This window comes from Campylobacter gracilis (genome assembly GCF_001190745.1).
GTDB lineage: Bacteria > Campylobacterota > Campylobacteria > Campylobacterales > Campylobacteraceae > Campylobacter_B > Campylobacter_B gracilis.
This window is the reverse complement of record NZ_CP012196.1, coordinates 2149290-2165992: the sequence shown is the minus strand read 5'-3', so window position 1 is coordinate 2165992 and position 16703 is coordinate 2149290. Positions and strand designations below refer to the sequence as shown.

Sequence of the window (16703 nt, the reverse complement as noted above, 5' to 3'; positions counted from 1 at the left end):
TCTAGCAAAAGAGTTATAATGGCTAAAATTACGTAAATTTAGGAATTTAAAATGCGCTGCAAAAAAGGACTACTACCCTTAATCATCGCCTCGGGGACAATCTCTGCCGCAGATAACTGGATCGCATCGCTACTACTACCTAGCATCGCAGATACGTTTGGGGTGCAGGTAAGCGCCGCCTCCGCAGTTTTGACGGCATATCTGATCCCCTATGGCTTACTTCAGCCGGTTTACGGACATCTTAGCGATCGCTACGGCAGAGGTAAAATTTTAATCTCGCTAATGCTTTTTTTGGCGATATTTACGCTTCTTTGCTCCACTGCAAAAAGTTTAGCGTGGCTTGTTTTATTTCGCTTTTGCACGGGATGCGCGGCAGCGGGTATAATCGCTGTCTGCCTCGGCGTTATAGGCGATGCATATGACGAGAAGGATAGACAAAAAATCGTAGCGATATTTCTGGGCTCGGTATTTTTAGGGCAGGGGCTGAGTGCGGCTTTAGGTGGATGGGCGGTGGCTAGATTTTCTTGGAGGGAGATATTTTTAGCCTTTTCTGCGCTGTCTGCGGTATCTTTCGTATCACTATTTACGCTAAATTTCAAAGACGCTCCGAAAAGCAAAGGCGAGAGCTTCGTAAAATCCATAGCTAGCTTGCGCGGCGATGCTGCGCTTTTGAGAAGCTATTTTTTGGCTTTATGTAACGGCGTAATCGTGCTTGGGGCGTATTCATTCATAGGCGCTTATCTACTTAAAAAGCTAGGCTTGAGCTCAAATTTTGCCGGAGCCTGCCTTATGCTTTACGGCGTCGCTTGCTTTTTGGCAGGAAACGCTGCTAGATATTTAAAAGAGAAGTTGCCGCTAAAAGAAATTCTATCCCTCGGCTTTTTGGCGTCCGCTTCGGCGCTGTGCCTTTTGGCGAGTTGCTTCGCTGCCACTGCATATGTAGGAACATTTTTGTTGGGATTTGGCTATGTTTGTGCGCAGTCGGTCCTAGCAAGCGCAGCGCTTCGTTGCGGCTCCGCCAAAGGTCTATCCTCTGGGATCATAGGCACGGCGATATTTTTCGGAGGTGGTATCGGTACTGCCGTAGGTGGCAAGGCGCTTGAATATTTAAGCTACCAAGGGCTATTTTGCGGCTTTGCTGCGTTAGCCGCCGCGCTGCTGATTTTTTACCGTGCAAGCTTTAAGGGTACGCGAGAAATTTAATGCTCCGCGACAATTCGGAGAAATGAAAAAGAGAATTTAAAATTAAGTACGCGCCTTTGAAATTTAAAATTTTGCTTCAGCAAAGAGCTCTGGCGGATAAAATTTAGACAGGCGAAGGCGCGAAAAAGCAAGATTTCGCGAGCAAATTTCGTCTATTAAATTTAAGTCAAACATCGCTAGAATTTTTATAACAGATTTCAAATTCCTCATTTTTATTTAAAGGAATTTATACTATCATTGCGACATTTTACAAATTACACAAGGAGCTATCATGCAAAAAACACAAACTCACTTCGGTCTAATGGCGCTTTTGGGTATCCCTGCAGGCATCATCGGCGCATTCGTAAAATGGGGCGGCGAAGTGCCACTACCTCCGCGTTCGCCGCAGGATATGTTCGAGGCGGCATGCGGCGCTGAAAAGCTCATCCGTTCCGCAGACACGATCGACTGCTCGCGAAATTTCTTAAATCCGCCCTACGTCTTTTTGCGCGATTATATTGGGCTTAGCGACCCAAATGCCGCGATTTACACCTTCGCAGGCCACGCGTTTAACTCGATCATGCTAACGCACATCATCTTTTCGGTCTGCTTTGCCGTGTTTTATTGCGTTGCTGCCGAGAAATTTCCTAAAATCACGCTATTTCAGGGCGTCGCGTTCGGTATCGTCGTAAATATCGCGGTGCATTGCATCACGCTGCCGCTTTTAGGACTTACGCCGCCGCTTTTTCAGCTTCCGTGGTATGAGCACGTTTCGGAATTTTTCGGGCACGCGGTTTGGTTTTGGGCGATCGAAGTATTTCGTCGCGATCTACGAAATCGCGTAACGGGTGAGCCCGATCCCGCGGACCGCTCGGGTGCTTCGCTCTTCTAGCTAAATTTGGAATTCCGCCCCGTTTAGTGCGGGATTCCATCATTTCTTATAAACGCAGTAAAATCACGATAAATTTTTATGTTAGAATTATGTTTAATAAAATTTCAAAAGGAGCATCAATGAAACATAAAATTTTAGTTGCAACCTTTACGGCTGCTTTAGGCTTACAGGGAGCGCTTGCGAGCGATTTTGACGAGCGGGCTTGCGCGGCGCTAAAGGGCACGAAAATTTACGATACAAAGATTAGCGAAGCGATCTGGAATCAAAGCGGCGAAATCGGCGCCGATAAGATGTCTGCGCTAACCGGCGGAGCTAAAAAGACGCTAAAAGCCGCACCTCACTGCATAATTCACGGCGAGATAGCCTCCCGCACGGGCTCGGACGGCAAGCATTACGGCATAAAATTTGAGCTTCGCTTATCGAGCGATTGGAACGGCAAGCTGCTATTTCAGGGTGGAGGCGGCTTGGACGGCTTTGTAGCGCCGGCTCTTGGCGCCGTGCCTATCCGCACTAGCAGCGCAACGCCCGCGCTTATGAGGGGCTATGCGGTCGTCACGACCGATTCGGGACATCCTACGCCTACGCCCGAGTTCGGACTTGAGCAACAGGCGCGGCTAGATTATGCGTATCAGGCTATCGGCAAGGTCGCGAGCGTCTCAAAGCAGCTGGTTTTTGCGGCGTATAAAAAAGCGCCCGCGCACAGCTATTTTATGGGCTGCTCAAACGGCGGACGCTCGGCTCTGATGGCAGCACAGAGGTATCCGCTGGAATTTGACGGCGTAATCGCGGCAAATCCCGGCTTTAGGCTTTCGCGCGCGGCGATAGCGGAGCAGTGGGACAACCGGCAGCTTATGAAGATCGCGCCTAAAAACGCCGCGGGGGATAAAATTTTTGCAAACGCCCTTACGCAGGAGGATTTAGATAAGCTAAGCAAGGCGGTTCTAGATAAATGCGATGCGCTCGACGGCCTAAAAGACGGAATCATCGGCGCTTGGGAGCGTTGTAAATTTGATCCTAGCGGCCTTGATCTGCCCAAAGATAAAATTTCTGCGATAAAGGCGATATTTGAGGGCGCAAAAAACAGCAAGGGCGAGCAAATTTACAGCGGCTGGTTTTACGATGCCGGGGTAAATCAGCCCGGCTGGCGCATGTGGAAGCTTGGCGACTCGCAAAGCGCCGAGCCGAATGCTAGAAATATCGTGCTCTCAAAGGGCTCGATGAATTATTATTTCTTGACGCCGCCGCAACCGGAGTTTGATCTGATGAGCTTTGATTTTGATAAGGACGTAGAGCGAACGTTCGAGACCGCGGCGATAAACGATGCGATTTCAACCAAGCTTGATAGCTTCCGCGCTAACGGCGGCAAACTCATCATCGTAACGGGCGTCTCCGATCCCGTATTTTCGGCGATGAATCAGCGCGATTGGTTCAAAAAACTAGTGGAAACGAACGCGAATGCGGACGAATTTGCGCGATTCTTTGCCTTGCCTGGGATGAATCACTGCGGCGGCGGCAACGGCATCGATGACGTCGATCCGCTAAGCGCGCTTGAAGCGTGGTGCGAGCAGGGAACGGCTCCATCTAGCCTGCTAGGCAAAAGCACGAGCCGCGCCGGTAAGCAGATCCCTATTTGCGCGTATCCAAAAGTGGCTATCTACGTGGGCGGCGACGAAAATAGCGCGAGTAGCTTTGAGTGCAGATAAAATTTATTTAAAGGAGTAAAGATGAGAGGCAAAATTTTAACCGCGGCCTTTGCCGCGCTGCTTTTGTGCGGCTGCGCGGCGCACGATGCAAAGATAGGCAAGGAAGCGGATAAGAGAAGCGAAGGCGCGGCTGCGGACTGCGGCACGAGTGAGGGCGTCTGCAAGGTGCCCGCAGTGCAGACGCCGATGGTAGGCGGCGGCACGGACGAGTACGGCTGCTTAATCGCCGCGGGGCAGAGCTTTTCAAAGATCAAGAATAGCTGCGTGCAGGTTTTCGATGTCGCTGACATGAAGCTGGACGACCCCGATAACACTGCGCTTGCGATCTACGGGATATTTTCCGCGGATAAAAGTAGGGTAGAAATTTTTTGGGCGAGCTTGCCGCAGAGCGAAATTTTAAGCAAAGTTAAGGGCGGCTACTACGTTTCGAAAGACGGAAAAATTTCGCTGCTAAAAACAAAAAGCGGCAAGGGCTATAAGATCCACAGAAAATAGCGGGTGAAATTTTAAGCCTGCCAAATTTGCGCGCCGCGAAAGAATTTAATCCAAGCGCGCCAGGACTTAGGCTTGCTCAGCAGGCTAAGACGTAAATTTAGGGCATTAATACCGAGCTGATTCGGTTATTCGCGGTATCTGCCGTCTATAAAAATTTAATCAAAGGAGCAAAAATGGGAAAACGGCTTTGGTCGTGGGCGCTACGGGAGCGGTCGGGCGCGAGATCGTGCGAGGGCCTTGCGAAAGCCAAAACTACGATAAACTCGTCGTTTGGGCGCGCAGAGAGCTGAAATTTAGCCACGAAAAGCTTGAGGTGCAGATCGTAAATTTCGACAAAATCAAAGAGATAGAGCCGCGAGGCGTAGACGAGATTTTCTGCGCGCTTGGCACGACGATGAAGCAAGCCGGCAGCCGCAGGCAGTTTTACAAAGTGGACGTGAGCTACCCCGTAAACACCGCAAAATGGGGCATCGCCGCGGGCACTCGCCGCTTCGTGCTCATCTCCGCCTACGGCGCGGACGAACGGTCGAGATTTTTCTACATGAGGGCAAAGGGCAAGGCCGAGAAAAAGATCGGCGCGCTGGGCTATGAAAACCTGCAAATTGCCAGGTTGCCCGCGATAAAAAGCGAACGTAACGAGCTGCGCCTCAGCGAGCTCTTTACGATCTGGTTGTTCGGGCTTTTGCCGAGGGGCATCTTAGCGAACTACCGCCCGATGAGCGCGCAAAATCGCGCGCCACCGTCATCGCCGCCGCTCAAACGGACGGCAAGGGCGTGCAAATTTATCATCCAAAAGAGTTTGCGTAGTAGCTCGAATTTGATGGGCTTGCAGGATTAGGCAAATTTTGCAAGCCCTCGCCTCTTAAATTTATCCACGGATAATCAAATTTACGCGATTGCCTCGGCGAGCGTTTAAATTTACCGCTACCTAAAAGCGAAATTTGATAGAAAATTTGGGGCTTTGACCTCCGTGCGCGTCGGCGTTTTTGCGCGTTTATCGTTCCCGGCGCGCGGGTTCAAATTTAGCGCGGCGGACGGGGTTTGAGCTAAAAAGCTAGCGCCGAAAATATCCAAAGCCGACAAAACGCCAAAAATAGTGACAAACCTGCAAAGAGGCGCCGAGGGCAGGTACGTTAGCTGAAAATTTAACGAAAAAAGAAGGAAAAAGAATATGAAAAATTTTAATCAATCGACAAAGCTGTGCGAGATTTTGGGCATCAGCTTGCCTATCGTGCAAGCTCCGATGAATAACGTAACAAACGCCGCATTAGTAGCTGCCGTATCAAATGCCGGCGGAATGGGCGTGCTGGGGCCAAATGCCGGCAGAGACGCTGAAAATTTAAATACGAAAGAGCGATATAAACGAGAATTTGAACGCATAAAGGCGCTAACCGATAAGCCTTACGGCGTAAATATCGTTTGTCGAAACGATAATGACAAAAAATATGTGCTAAGGGTTATGGAAACGGCATTTGAGGCTGGCGTAAAGGCGTTTTTCTTTGTCGGCATAGTGGAAACGGAGCTATTTAAATTTATAAAAGATAACGGCGGAGTTTTGGTGCACAGAGCGCTTACGCCAAGCGTAAATTCGGCTCGCGCGGCACAAGAAGAGGGCGCAGATATTATAATTGCCACGGGATACGATAAGGGTGGAGTGCTCCCGCAAAATAAAATAGGTACTTTTAGCATCGTGCCGATTATCGCCGATACCGTGAGCGTGCCCGTGATGGCTGCGGGCGGGATAAACGACGTTAGAGGCGTACGAGCAGCCTTTGCGCTTGGGGCTAGCGGTGTTTACGTGGGTACTAGATTTATCGCTAGCACCGAGTGCCCGGCAGCGCAACCGGCAAAAGAGAGCATCGTATCTATGGGCTCTAGCGAGCTATTTTTTGTTTCGGACTATCAACGCGTAGTGCCGAGTAAATTTGCCAAAGAGCTAAACGCAATGTATCTAAACGGCGACAAGGAAGTAGTGGCGCAAAAAATCGAGCGACTAAATCCGCTAAGGCTTGCAATGATAGACGGCGATATAGAAAACGGCATAATATACGTAAATTCGGGTATTAGCTTAATAAAAGAGATAAAAAGCGCCAAAGAAATCGTCGGCGAGCTTATGGCCGATTTTGTTTAAATTTGCCAAATTTAGGGCATTATCGGCAAAAAATAAAATTTAAATTTTATCAAAATCAAAGAAGAAAAAATGGCATTAAAACCTGTCGAACTTCACAAGGCGTATCGCCTCATAAATCACGGACCGACCGTCATGGCCTCGGCCGAATTTGACGGCGTGCGGGACGTGATGAGCGCGTCATGGGTCTGCCCTCTGGACTACGACAAGCTAACGGCGGTCATGGGCGCGGGCTCTTTTACCCGCTCGCTTTTTGAAAAGAGCGGCAAATTCGCCGTGCAAGTCCCTTTCGTCTCTCAAACGCAGCTGGTGGCCAAAATGGGAAAATGGGCACGATAAGTATGCGCGCCGACGCGGGCAAGCTTGAGGGCGTGGAGATGTTTTACGAACAGGGTGTGCCGATGGTGCGGGGCTGCGCGGCGCTTTGTGCTCGTATCGGCTCCGGGTGCGAGCGAAGGTTCGCTAAGCTTTTATCTGCGCGCTAAAGGACGTATCGAGCAGAGCGTGAGCGAGCTTGGCTTTGACAGCCTTCAGATCGTCCGTCCGCCGATAATCTTGGGCGAGAGGTCGGATGTTCGCCCGCTAGAGCAGCTTGCGGCGGCGGTTTTTAACTGCTGCCCGCCTGCGTGTTCGGTAAATTTAGACCGCTTAGCGGCGCAAGTATCGCCCGCTGCGAGCGTGATTTTTAGCTCAAAATCCTATAAAAATTCGCTCATTTTTTCTCTTTATTTTGTTTGATCTCCTCAAGACTTAGACCGCTTTTACCGATGCTGTCCATACCGAGCGTTTCGATCATCACGAGTATTGCGGCTGGGTCTTTGCCTAATACGCGTGCTAGCGTATTCGTAATCTCGGCGATGATTTGCTTTTTTTGCTCTTTTGTAGGCTCCGGAGCGGCTACTTTTATATTTACGAATGGCATTTTCTCTCCTTAAATTTGATAAAGCAGGGCTAATTATATCAAATTTTAGCCTGTTACCCGTCTCGCTTGCGTTCTAAAATTTAAATAGATATATTAGAATTTAACTTTAAATTTGATTTAAAGCTAGTATGATTATTATGTGATTTGGTAGTAGTAAAATTTGATAAATTTACCCAAAAGGAGCGAATATGCGTAAGAATTTTTTCGGTTCTATCGTTTTGGCTGCGGCCTTGGCAAGCGGCGCGCTTATAGCGGTGCCGCAGACTGCGAGTGCGGGCGTTTTGGCGCATCAGGTAAAAACCCAGGGCGAGCTTGGCTCGGTGTTTATCAACCCCTACGACGTGGCGCCTCTAACCGCCGTCATCGATAGGGCGGGCAAGGACATCAAGGATATCCACGTGCGGGTGCTCGGTAAGCCGAACGGCGGCATCGACATCGCCTATAACGTCTCCGAGCATGCGCTACTGACGCACGATGGCGTGCCGATCTGGGGGCTGTATCCGGACTATCTAAACGAGGTCGAAGTAAGCTACGTTTTTAACGGCGAAAAGAAGGTCGAAAAGTATAAAATTTACGCTCAGCCGATCGTGACGTATAGCCGCGATTATAGATTTAGCCACATGCAAAAGATGAAGGTCAAAAAGGTCGATCCTGCGTTTAAAAACAGGCTTTATCTCATCAACAACACGATCACGAGCGTTTATAAGCCGCTTGATTGGAAAAACGGCGGTGCGGCTAGCTGGAACGACTTCACCGAAAATTTCGTCGTCGATACGCAGGGCGAGGTCAGATGGTATCTGGACTATCAGAAATTTTACGATCGCAGCGAACGCAGAGTGATGGACGGCGGCATGATGATGGGCTTTCACCAGCTGCCAAACGGCGATCTGAGCTGGGGCATGGCGCAGCGATATATGCGCTACGATATGATGGGCAAGGAGGTGTATAATCGCGAGCTGCCGCGCGGCTACATCGATCTTAGCCACGAGGTGATGCCGCTAAAAGGCGATCACTTGCTGCTTCGCGTCGGTAAATATAACTACCACCACGCCGATGGCAGAATTTCGCACACGATCAGAGATCACATCATCGAAGTGGATGGCAGCGGCAAGGTCGTGGACGAGTGGGATCTGAATGAAATTTTCGGTAAAAACGTCTACCGCAGCAACCTCATCAAGGCTCTTGACGCTCGTGCCGTATGCCTAAATATCGACATGGACGCCAAAGAGATCAAAATAAGCGACGATCTGCCTTTCGGCGACGTGACCTCAACCGGCACGGGACGCAACTGGGCGCACGTAAACTCCATCTCGTACGATCCTAGCGACGACGGCATCATCCTCTCGCTTCGCCATCAAGGCATCGTTAAGATCGGCCGCGACAAAAAGGTAAAATGGATCCTCGCATCGCCTGAGGGCTGGAGTGCGGACTTTAAAGAAAAAGTGCTAGCGCCCGTGGATAAAAACGGCAACAAGATCAAATGCGAAAACTCAAGATGCGAGGGCGATTTTGACTGGTCGTGGACGCAGCACACCGCGTGGCTGACTCCGCGCTACGACAACAAGGGCTCTGTAAAGCACATCAGCGTATTTGACAACGGCGACGGCCGCGGCATGGAGCAGCCTGCGCTAAAAGAGCAAAAATACTCTCGCGCGGTCGAGTACAAGATCGACGAGAAAAAGGGCACCGTCGAGCAGACGTGGGAGTTTGGCAAGGAGCGCGGATTTGACTTCTACAGCGCGGTTACTAGCAACGTGGAGTGGCAAAAGGATAAAAGTACGTACTTCATCTCAAGTTCGAACGTCTATCTACTAAAGCCTGATAAAACGATCAAAATGGTGCTAGTGGAGATCGATCCGAAGACAAATGACGTCAAATTTGAAATGGACGCGGAGTCTGCGTCTAGAGACGACGTGGCCTACCGTGCGCTGGTGATCGATCCGAATATCTTTGATTATTAAAATTTCGCGACAGGTTGGAATTTGGCTTTTAAATTCCACCTGTCGCTTTGGTGCGAGTATAATTTTACGACTTAAACGCGAAATTTTAAATTTTTATATAAGATGAATTTTTCTAGCAAAGGAGCTAAAATGCAGTATTTAACCTTAAACGACGGCAACAAGATGCCGATTTTAGGATTTGGCGTATTTCAGGTAGATCCGAAAGAGACGCAAAGATGCGTTGAGGATGCGATCAGCGTGGGTTACCGTCTCATCGACACCGCGCAGGCGTATTTTAATGAAGAAAGCGTGGGTGCAGCAATTAAGACGGCTCTTGCAGGCGGGTTAAAGCGCGAGGAGCTGTTTATCACTACTAAGCTTTGGATTAACGACACAGGTGAAGAGCGCGCGCTAAAAGCCTTCGATGCGTCGATGAAAAAGCTAGGGCTTGAGTATCTTGATCTTTATCTCATTCATCAGCCATATGGCGATATTTATGGCTCGTGGCGAGCGATGAAACGTTTGCGCGATGAGGGGCGCATTCGCTCTATCGGCGTTAGCAACTTCTACGCCGATCGGATCGTCGATCTATGCGAAAACAGCGGCGTCATCCCTGCGGTAAATCAGCTTGAGTGCCATCCGTTTTATCAGCGTGAAGCGTTAAAGCGCGTACTTGATGGCTACGGCATAGCATTTGAATCGTGGGCTAGCTTTGCCGAGGGCAAAAACGATATATTTAAAAATGCCGTGCTAAGCGGTATCGGCGAAAAATATGGTAAAAGCTCGGCTCAGGTTATTTTGCGCTGGTTAATTCAGCGCGGCATCATCGTCATTCCAAAAAGCGTTAAAATCGAGAGGATGAAGCAAAATTTCGACATTTTTGATTTTGCGCTTGCGCCTGATGATATGGCTGCCATCGCTGCGCTTGATACTGATAAGACGCTGTTTTTCGACCATGCAGATCCTGAGCGCGTAAAGTGGATAATCCATGCTTTTGATAAGTAAAATTTATTAAATTAAAGCGGATTGCATGCTTTAAAATTAAGCCGCGAGCATGCAATCCTTACTATTAAATTTAAACCTGAACGGGATCAGAGATAGAGCTTGTGGCGATAAATTAGCCCGCTTGCTCAAGCTGCGTTGGTGGCGTAGCCTGCTACTTTATATATTTTCTGTGGGAGCCGCCTTGCCTTTGTCCGCTTAATCTCAAATTTACCCTTTATTTTATACAATCTTTAAAATTTACCGCAAAGGAATTTTATGAAAATCGCTAAATTTTTTAAAGCTTTAGCCGCCGTTTGCCTGCTCTGCATAGGCGCAAACGCGCTAGAGGTGGGCGTTAATTATCAAGTGCTACAAAAGCCGCTAAACGTGCCGAAAAACAGCGTCGTTAAAATTTTTAACTACGAGTGTCCGCACTGCTATGCGTTCGATAGAACGGTCACGCCGCAGCTGATGAAAAAGCTTGAGGGGACGGAGTTTTTGCCATGGCACCTAAAGACTAAAGGCGTGTTCGGACAGACGGCGAGCGGTATATTCGCAGCGCTCATCGTGATTGATGAAAAGGACGATGTGAGCCTGCTAAGCGACGAGTCGAAATTTAAAAAGGCGAAATTTGCGATTTATAAAGCGATCCACGACAAAAAGGATGATTTCGGCGGCGGTAGCGACAAACAAAGGTTCATCAAAACCGCGCTAGATGCTGCAGGCGTGAGCATGAGCGAATACGAAGCCGCGCTTGCTAGCAAAAAGGCGCAGGCTCTGCTCGCGCAATGGGACGCGGGCTACGAAGTCGCAGTGATTTCAGGCGTGCCGGCATTTGTCGTCAGCGGCAAGTATCTCTTAAACACGGCTTCGTTCGGCTCCGTCGATGAAATGGTCGCCGCGGTAAAAGAGCTGCTGGCGAAATAGGTTTTGCCGCGCCATATCAAATTTAGCCGCGATGGGAAAGTTTCTAGTAAATTTTGCCCCTAAGCGGCATGGTAAAATTTTAAAATTTTGATCGCTTTTACGCCAAAATAGTGGCAGATTTGCACTTGAAAATTTAAATATCATCTCAAATTTAATGGATTCGGGGTAAATGCCGATTATTAACGTTATGATGAAGGAAAACGGTGGGCTTAGTAAGCGGCAAAAGGAAGCCGCGGCAAAAAGAGAGCTCAAGCAAAGTTTTGTCGAAGTTATGAGCGAGGCAAAAAACTTTCATCGTGGCGATAAATGAAATTTCTACTGATGACTATGCAATCGGTGGCTAGACGATAAGTGATATCCGCTCAAAAGTTCCTAACTCATGATTTCTCGCGCTTAGCGAATTTTAACTTTGTGCTCGTTATGAGACTTCGCTACTAAAAAGCTTTAAAATTTTAAAGCTTTTTAGGCTTGCGTTTCTAAATTTATCAAATCAGGCGAACGCCGAAGTTATATGCCTTAAATTTACCACCTAACTCCCGCCTCAAGCCAGAAATTTCGTCCTAGATCGTAGTCATAATACACCTTGCCGTCGTATGTTCCAGCTTCGATGGCATGTTTTTTATTTAGGATATTATTGATAGTGAGATTTGTGAAAAATCTAAGATCCTTTGCGATCTTTTGCTCAAAGCCCACTCTCATATCCCACGTCACGTAGGACGGGAGTTTAAATTTGCTATATTTTCGCATCCCAAGCGCTCTATCATAGCCGCTTATCAGCGTATTGGTTTTACCAGTGTAGGTAATGAAATTAGAAATGTTAAACGATGAGAAATTTATGTTATGCCCGAGCCTTGCAATGACCGGAGTATAAAAAGCAATCACCGGCAAATCACCCTTTTTTATGACGCTTCCTTCGTAATAAACGGGATCATCGATGTCTATGTCGGTATAGGAGCTAAAATTTTTCTTTTTATGCGTGTAGGTTACGGAAAATTCCAGATCGTTTTCAATCCCCATAAGCATCAAAGGCTCGATATTTTGAATACTAAAAGTCGTTATGTCGGTATTGCTCCTACCCTTATTCATATAGACGTAGTATTCGTTCGCAAGACCGCTAAGCGCGGGCAAGCCTACCTTGCTTCTTGACATTCCTACGACTTCGTTTTTACTTTTTCTTTTGACATATTTTAAATTTAGTCGCGCATTTTGTATATCGCCTCTGTAAAATAGGCTAAGCTCATCGTCATAAGGGGTTTTTAAATCAGTGCTTAGCCTGTTGTTTTTGTCGCTTTCGTCAAGGGTGAATTCTTGATTAGGCGCCGTTCTAGTATAGGTTTTATAATGCGCTTGCATATCGTTAAAAATTTTATACGCGAAAAAATTCCGCCCATAGTATCGATTCAGCCCAAAGCCTAGAAAATTTTTATCCAAGAATTCATATTCGCTCACAAGTCTAGGCGCGATATTTATATCGTTATTAAAGCTATCTTTTTCAATCCTGGCGCCTGGGCGGATCTTAAATTTACCAAATCTCATCTCGTCTTCGATATAAAGAGAAATTTTATGTAAATTTAGAGTATTTTTGACATCGCCATAGTAGTCTTTAGTCTTTAGGAATTGACCTCGTCCGCCAAAGCTATCGTCATTTATGCAAGTCTTGTCGCCACTAGCGCAGACGTAGCCTGCAGGTAGGGCGCTTGGATTGCTGTAGCGCACGTAAGGCGTAAGTACCTCGTAGCTTCCTCTTTGTGATGTGAACTCAAAGCCACTTTTTACGGCGTGAAGCGCGCCGAGAGCTTCAAATTCTTTCAAGCTAGCGTCAAATTTGTAACTTAAGTTTTTCTGGTTTTCCCTTATATCATTTAACCCGCCTTGATACGAATACGTTGCGCCCCTGAAATTATAATTTCCCCAGTTTTTGATATTTGATTTTCTGTATTCATAAAGACCATCTTTATCGTCGAAGTATCTTGAAGTTGTATATTTTGAGTAGCTTAAGCTATGCTCTAAAAATACGTTATCAAGATCGACGTCCGCCTCGATAGATGCAACGTATCCGCCTAGGTGCAGATCCATATCCGAACCCAGATCGTATTCGATAGAGGTTCTGTTTTTTGTAGCGCATAAAGAAAGCTTGGCCTTAAAACGACGTTATCGCCTGCGTTTATGATTCTTTTTAGAAAATAGTTTTCCGCCTTTCTTTTATCATCGGGCTGGGTTGCGATACTGCTATCCATAACGCCAGGTTTTGTTATATTTTTTATCACCGAGCTCGTCCTCGTATAATCAAACAAAAGTCCAAAATTTTCGCTCACGTAGCCTTCTATGCCCGCTCGGTAGCGTTTTTTGACAAAGTCGCTTTTATTTAGCCACATCATTGAGGTATTATCCGTGTAGTTTTGTTCCACTAATGGATCAATGAAAATTTTGCTCCATTTTTTACTTGTATAGCTCGTGCTCAAAATTCCATGAAAGCCCTCTTTTGGATCTCTGGTTTTTGTATTTATCACGCCACCTTGGAAGTCGCCGTATTTGGCTGAGACGCCGCTATCGATAACTTTGATTCTTTTGAACAAATCAGTGTCTAAATTTAAAGCCTGAGAGCCTAGCGTCGGAGCCCACCAAAGACCGCGAGATGGTCTTTTGCCTGCGGGATCCAGATCGTAGTTAAAATTTACGTTATCTACTAAGAAGTTGTTTTGATAATAGCTTGCGCCGTTGATGCTAAAATCTTTAGGTGAAATTTCGCCGCTATCTATGCTTTTATCAGCTTTTTTATTAAAAGCGACGTTTGGATTGGCTTTTATCGCTTCAGCGATAGTGCTTTCCTTTTTAGGCATCTTTTCTATCTCTTCTTGCGAAACGGTGTTTGAAGAGCCGTATTCGCTGGACTGCGGATTTGTTCGGTTTTGTTCACCAATCACTTCTATGCGTCCCAAATATATATCTTGCGCGAAGGAAATATTAATAACAATAAAGGCCACGGCAAAAGAGATATTATTAAAATTTTTCATAATTATCCCCTTAGAAATTTTACGAAATATTACATCATATATTTTTAAAGTTTTATAAATCCAGCTCGATATTAACCGCTAATTTATCGCGATAAAATTTTAACAAATATATTTTTAAAAAGCTTTTTCAATTGTGGATATTGTGCTTAAATTTTGCCCTGCTCCTCGTCTAGCATTATGTACCCGCTTTCACTGATATTTTTAAATTTAACCCCCAGCTCCCGCTTCAGCCTCAGCACGACATTTTGTATCGCGCCCTTGCTCGTTTGCTCGCCCTCGTAGACGAACTCCTCGATCATCTCATAGCTCACGAGCTTGTTTAGATTGTATGCAAAGAGCCAAAAGAGCTTGTTTTGCAAAAAAGATAGATAAATTTCCTCGCCGTTCTTGTAGATCTTTTCTTTGGCGAGATTTATGCTGGTTTGCGGGCCCAGACACACAAACTTTTCGTTCTTTTCGTAGGTTAGAGCCACGAGCAGGCGGCAAAGCGCGGCGATATCGACGGGCTTTTTTAGAAACGACGCCGCGCCGTGCTCGATGCTCTTGATGAGGTTGTCGTCGGTGTCGTAGGAGGTGAAGACGATAAATTTTTGCGCGGGTTTGACGCGTATCATCTCCTTCATCATCTCAAAGCCGTTCATCGCGGACATGTGGATGTCGGTGATGACGACGACGGGAGCTAGCTTTTTGAAGCGCTCCAGCCCCTCCAGCCCGTCCGCCGCGCCCCAGACGCTTAGGCAGTAGGGCTTTAGCCCGCCTATTAGCAGCTCCCTTGCGATCTCGTCGTCCTCGACGATGAGGACGCTCAGGTCTTTAAGCAGCTTTAAGTGCTCTTGCATCTCACTCCTTTAAATTTATCTCAAAACTCAGCTCAAACGTCGTCGGATCGCCCGCGCTTAGTAGCCTAATGTCGCCTGAAAGCTTTTCGTTTGCTAGCTTTTTGCCAAAATACAGCCCGATGCCGCTTCCTTGCTTTTTGGTAGTTTTTGGCTGGGTTAAAATTTTATCCCGAGCCGCCTTGCTCACGCCGCTTCCGTAGTCCGTGACGGCTATCTTGCACGTGCCGTTTTCAAATTTGATGTCCAAAAAAACCTGCCGCTTGGCGATCTGCTCTTTGTATCGCTCCACGACCGCGTCCTTGGCGTTATGAATGAGGATGAGCAAAATTTGCTGCACGATGCCCATGCGCTGCGTGGCCTCTTCGTCTTTAAACTCGCGCAAGCTTACCGCGACGTTTGCCTTGCTAAGCTCGGTGTGCATGAGCTTTAGTAGGTCTTTTATGCAGCGCTGCACGCTAAATTTTTGCGGGCTGTCGCTGCTTTTGTAAAAATTTCTAAAAATCTCGATCGTATCGCTTAAAAGCACGGTCGCAGCCTGCCCTTTTTGCAGCATATGCTCTAGCGTCGCGGCGTCTAGCTTGCCGTCCTTTTGCAGCATGAGTAGGCTTGAGATCATCAAATTTAGCGAATTAACCGGCTGGATAAACTGATGATTTATGCCGCTGATTAGCTCGCCCGCCTCGCTCATACGCGCTTTGTGCTTGAGCAGGGCCTCGTAGTCGTCTTGCAGGTTTTTGATTTTTGAGTACATAAAGTTGTGGAGGAAATTTGCCACGAGCGCCAGCGCCGCGAACGCAAAAAGCAGGATGAGAGCGTTTTTTAGCACGGAGTTAAGCAGCGCGGCTAGCTCCTTTTCGTTATCGGTGCCTGCACCGATGAACCAGTTTAGCGTGGGGATCTCTGCGACGGAGATGAAATTCGAGCCGATATTTAGGCTCGTGATATCTTCGCCTCGCAAAAAAAGCTCTTTAAATTTATCCTCGATCTGCTTTTTTAGCGCCGCATCTTTCATCGGGGTTAAAATTTCGCCGCCGTGAGTGACGATAAAGGCGTAGGAATCGGGCGCGAGTTTAAATTTTTCCATATTTTTTAGTATGTTTTGCAGCTTCACCACGCCGCAAAACACCCCCGCAAACGAGCCGCTGTCCATGACGGGCACGCATAAATTTAGCGTCGGCTCGCCTAAGGTTTTATGGCGCTGCATAAAATTTACCGTAGGCGCGAGCGTGCTTTTGGTCTCCTCGAACCAAACAAGCCCCGTGCGCAGGCTCTTTGGCATCGCTTCATCGTCGCCTAGCTCTTTGCCGTCTACGAAAATTTCTCCATCCTCGCGCAAAAACTGCAAGGCGTCGAATTCTGCGGAGTTTTCTTTAAAAAGACGTATGAAGCCGCCGAGCTTTTCGTCGTCTCGTATCGCGTCCGCGTTTTGCATAAATTTAGCCGCGCGCACCAGGGAGTGCAGCCGCTCGTCTAGCCAAAACGAGAAATTCCCGACCATATTTTCGCTAGCGGCGATCTTGTTTTTATCCGCGAGCGCCACGATCTGCGCCTTGGCGTCCTCGTAGTTTTTCACGCCCAAAAGCACCACGAAAAGGCTCGCGAAAATGATGATGAAGTAGATTTTAAAATTATGTTCGCGTAAGGCTCTCATGCGGCGAGTATAGCAAAATCGGTCTA

17 protein-coding genes are annotated in these 16703 nt (G+C 47.4%); 12 read left to right on the top strand and 5 right to left on the bottom strand.

Translation table 11 applies throughout. The features are described 5' to 3' along the window. Positions 1-51 precede the first annotated feature (51 nt). The 8 genes from CGRAC_RS10735 to CGRAC_RS10700 all read left to right on the top strand — a co-directional run bounded on the left by CGRAC_RS10735 (position 52) and on the right by CGRAC_RS10700 (position 7138). Positions 52-1203: an MFS transporter gene (locus CGRAC_RS10735; protein ID WP_005872698.1), complete on the top strand. Its 1152-nt coding sequence runs from the start codon at positions 52-54 to the stop codon at positions 1201-1203. Between the two features lie 271 nt (positions 1204-1474). After that, positions 1475-2074, top strand: coding sequence for a YagU family protein (locus tag CGRAC_RS10730; protein ID WP_005872696.1), 600 nt, complete (start codon positions 1475-1477; stop codon positions 2072-2074). 119 nt (positions 2075-2193) lie between these two features. Continuing rightward, on the top strand, positions 2194-3777 hold the full coding sequence (locus CGRAC_RS10725) for a tannase/feruloyl esterase family alpha/beta hydrolase (protein ID WP_050346356.1): 1584 nt from the start codon (positions 2194-2196) through the stop codon (positions 3775-3777). Between the two features lie 21 nt (positions 3778-3798). Further along, positions 3799-4272, top strand: coding sequence for a hypothetical protein (locus tag CGRAC_RS10720; RefSeq protein WP_005872694.1), 474 nt, complete (start codon positions 3799-3801; stop codon positions 4270-4272). A gap of 193 nt (positions 4273-4465) precedes the next feature. After that, positions 4466-5110 carry an NAD(P)H-binding protein gene (locus CGRAC_RS10715; RefSeq protein ID WP_227940507.1) on the top strand — a complete coding sequence of 215 codons (645 nt, stop codon included), beginning with the start codon at positions 4466-4468 and terminating at the stop codon, positions 5108-5110. A 333-nt stretch (positions 5111-5443) separates the two neighbouring features. Further along, positions 5444-6403, top strand: a complete 960-nt coding sequence (locus tag CGRAC_RS10710) for an NAD(P)H-dependent flavin oxidoreductase (protein WP_005872691.1) — start codon at positions 5444-5446, stop codon at positions 6401-6403. Between the two features lie 69 nt (positions 6404-6472). Continuing rightward, entirely contained in the window at positions 6473-6739 is a 267-nt protein-coding gene (locus CGRAC_RS10705) for a hypothetical protein (protein WP_005872690.1), read from the top strand. A gap of 87 nt (positions 6740-6826) precedes the next feature. Continuing rightward, on the top strand, positions 6827-7138 hold the full coding sequence (locus CGRAC_RS10700; protein WP_143297831.1) for a Rossmann-fold NAD(P)-binding domain-containing protein: 312 nt from the start codon (positions 6827-6829) through the stop codon (positions 7136-7138). Here CGRAC_RS10700 and CGRAC_RS10695 read toward each other — a convergent pair. Beyond that, a complete protein-coding gene (locus CGRAC_RS10695; protein WP_005872687.1) occupies positions 7113-7322 on the bottom strand; it encodes a tautomerase family protein in 210 nt (69 codons plus the stop codon). The two genes, CGRAC_RS10700 and CGRAC_RS10695, sit on opposite strands and share 26 nt — an antisense overlap. A gap of 188 nt (positions 7323-7510) precedes the next feature. Here CGRAC_RS10695 and CGRAC_RS10690 point away from each other — a divergent pair, with 188 nt between their 5' ends. From CGRAC_RS10690 to CGRAC_RS12105, 4 genes are all read left to right on the top strand, one after another. Continuing rightward, on the top strand, positions 7511-9283 hold the full coding sequence (locus tag CGRAC_RS10690) for an aryl-sulfate sulfotransferase (RefSeq protein WP_005872686.1): 1773 nt from the start codon (positions 7511-7513) through the stop codon (positions 9281-9283). A 129-nt stretch (positions 9284-9412) separates the two neighbouring features. Continuing rightward, positions 9413-10267, top strand: a complete 855-nt coding sequence (locus CGRAC_RS10685) for an aldo/keto reductase (protein ID WP_050346355.1) — start codon at positions 9413-9415, stop codon at positions 10265-10267. Positions 10268-10522: 255 nt separating this feature from the next. Beyond that, entirely contained in the window at positions 10523-11173 is a 651-nt protein-coding gene (locus CGRAC_RS10680; protein ID WP_005870989.1) for a thiol:disulfide interchange protein DsbA/DsbL, read from the top strand. Between the two features lie 169 nt (positions 11174-11342). After that, complete coding sequence (locus CGRAC_RS12105; RefSeq protein WP_005870988.1) at positions 11343-11483, top strand: hypothetical protein; 141 nt, start codon at positions 11343-11345, stop codon at positions 11481-11483. A 212-nt stretch (positions 11484-11695) separates the two neighbouring features. On the opposite strand, the gene CGRAC_RS10675 is transcribed toward CGRAC_RS12105, so the two are convergent. The 4 genes from CGRAC_RS10675 to CGRAC_RS10660 form a co-directional block, all read right to left on the bottom strand. After that, positions 11696-13249 (bottom strand): TonB-dependent receptor, encoded by a 1554-nt coding sequence (locus CGRAC_RS10675; protein ID WP_005870986.1) that lies wholly within the window; start codon positions 13247-13249, stop codon positions 11696-11698. After that, positions 13234-14187 (bottom strand): TonB-dependent receptor plug domain-containing protein, encoded by a 954-nt coding sequence (locus CGRAC_RS10670; protein ID WP_005870984.1) that lies wholly within the window; start codon positions 14185-14187, stop codon positions 13234-13236. The genes CGRAC_RS10675 and CGRAC_RS10670 overlap by 16 nt, the downstream gene beginning before the upstream one ends. Positions 14188-14333: 146 nt before the next feature. Beyond that, positions 14334-15026 (bottom strand): response regulator transcription factor, encoded by a 693-nt coding sequence (locus tag CGRAC_RS10665; protein ID WP_005870983.1) that lies wholly within the window; start codon positions 15024-15026, stop codon positions 14334-14336. 1 nt (position 15027) lies between these two features. Further along, entirely contained in the window at positions 15028-16677 is a 1650-nt protein-coding gene (locus tag CGRAC_RS10660; RefSeq protein ID WP_005870982.1) for a sensor histidine kinase, read from the bottom strand. Between the last annotated feature and the right edge of the window lie 26 nt (positions 16678-16703).

Bases quoted from the DNA above. Each gene is read 5' to 3' on its own strand.
- CGRAC_RS10690 (WP_005872686.1), top strand. From the start codon at position 7,511: ATGCGTAAGAATTTTTTCGGTTCTATCGTTTTGGCTGCGGCCTTGGCA.
- CGRAC_RS10720 (WP_005872694.1), top strand. From the start codon at position 3,799: ATGAGAGGCAAAATTTTAACCGCGGCCTTTGCCGCGCTGCTTTTGTGC.
- CGRAC_RS10670 (WP_005870984.1), bottom strand. From the start codon at position 14,187: ATGAAAAATTTTAATAATATCTCTTTTGCCGTGGCCTTTATTGTTATT.
- CGRAC_RS10705 (WP_005872690.1), top strand. From the start codon at position 6,473: ATGGCATTAAAACCTGTCGAACTTCACAAGGCGTATCGCCTCATAAAT.
- CGRAC_RS10725 (WP_050346356.1), top strand. From the start codon at position 2,194: ATGAAACATAAAATTTTAGTTGCAACCTTTACGGCTGCTTTAGGCTTA.
- CGRAC_RS10680 (WP_005870989.1), top strand. From the start codon at position 10,523: ATGAAAATCGCTAAATTTTTTAAAGCTTTAGCCGCCGTTTGCCTGCTC.
- CGRAC_RS10660 (WP_005870982.1), bottom strand. From the start codon at position 16,677: ATGAGAGCCTTACGCGAACATAATTTTAAAATCTACTTCATCATCATT.
- CGRAC_RS10735 (WP_005872698.1), top strand. From the start codon at position 52: ATGCGCTGCAAAAAAGGACTACTACCCTTAATCATCGCCTCGGGGACA.
- CGRAC_RS10695 (WP_005872687.1), bottom strand. From the start codon at position 7,322: ATGCCATTCGTAAATATAAAAGTAGCCGCTCCGGAGCCTACAAAAGAG.
- CGRAC_RS10665 (WP_005870983.1), bottom strand. From the start codon at position 15,026: ATGCAAGAGCACTTAAAGCTGCTTAAAGACCTGAGCGTCCTCATCGTC.
- CGRAC_RS10730 (WP_005872696.1), top strand. From the start codon at position 1,475: ATGCAAAAAACACAAACTCACTTCGGTCTAATGGCGCTTTTGGGTATC.
- CGRAC_RS10675 (WP_005870986.1), bottom strand. From the start codon at position 13,249: ATGGATCTGCACCTAGGCGGATACGTTGCATCTATCGAGGCGGACGTC.
- CGRAC_RS12105 (WP_005870988.1), top strand. From the start codon at position 11,343: ATGCCGATTATTAACGTTATGATGAAGGAAAACGGTGGGCTTAGTAAG.
- CGRAC_RS10710 (WP_005872691.1), top strand. From the start codon at position 5,444: ATGAAAAATTTTAATCAATCGACAAAGCTGTGCGAGATTTTGGGCATC.
- CGRAC_RS10685 (WP_050346355.1), top strand. From the start codon at position 9,413: ATGCAGTATTTAACCTTAAACGACGGCAACAAGATGCCGATTTTAGGA.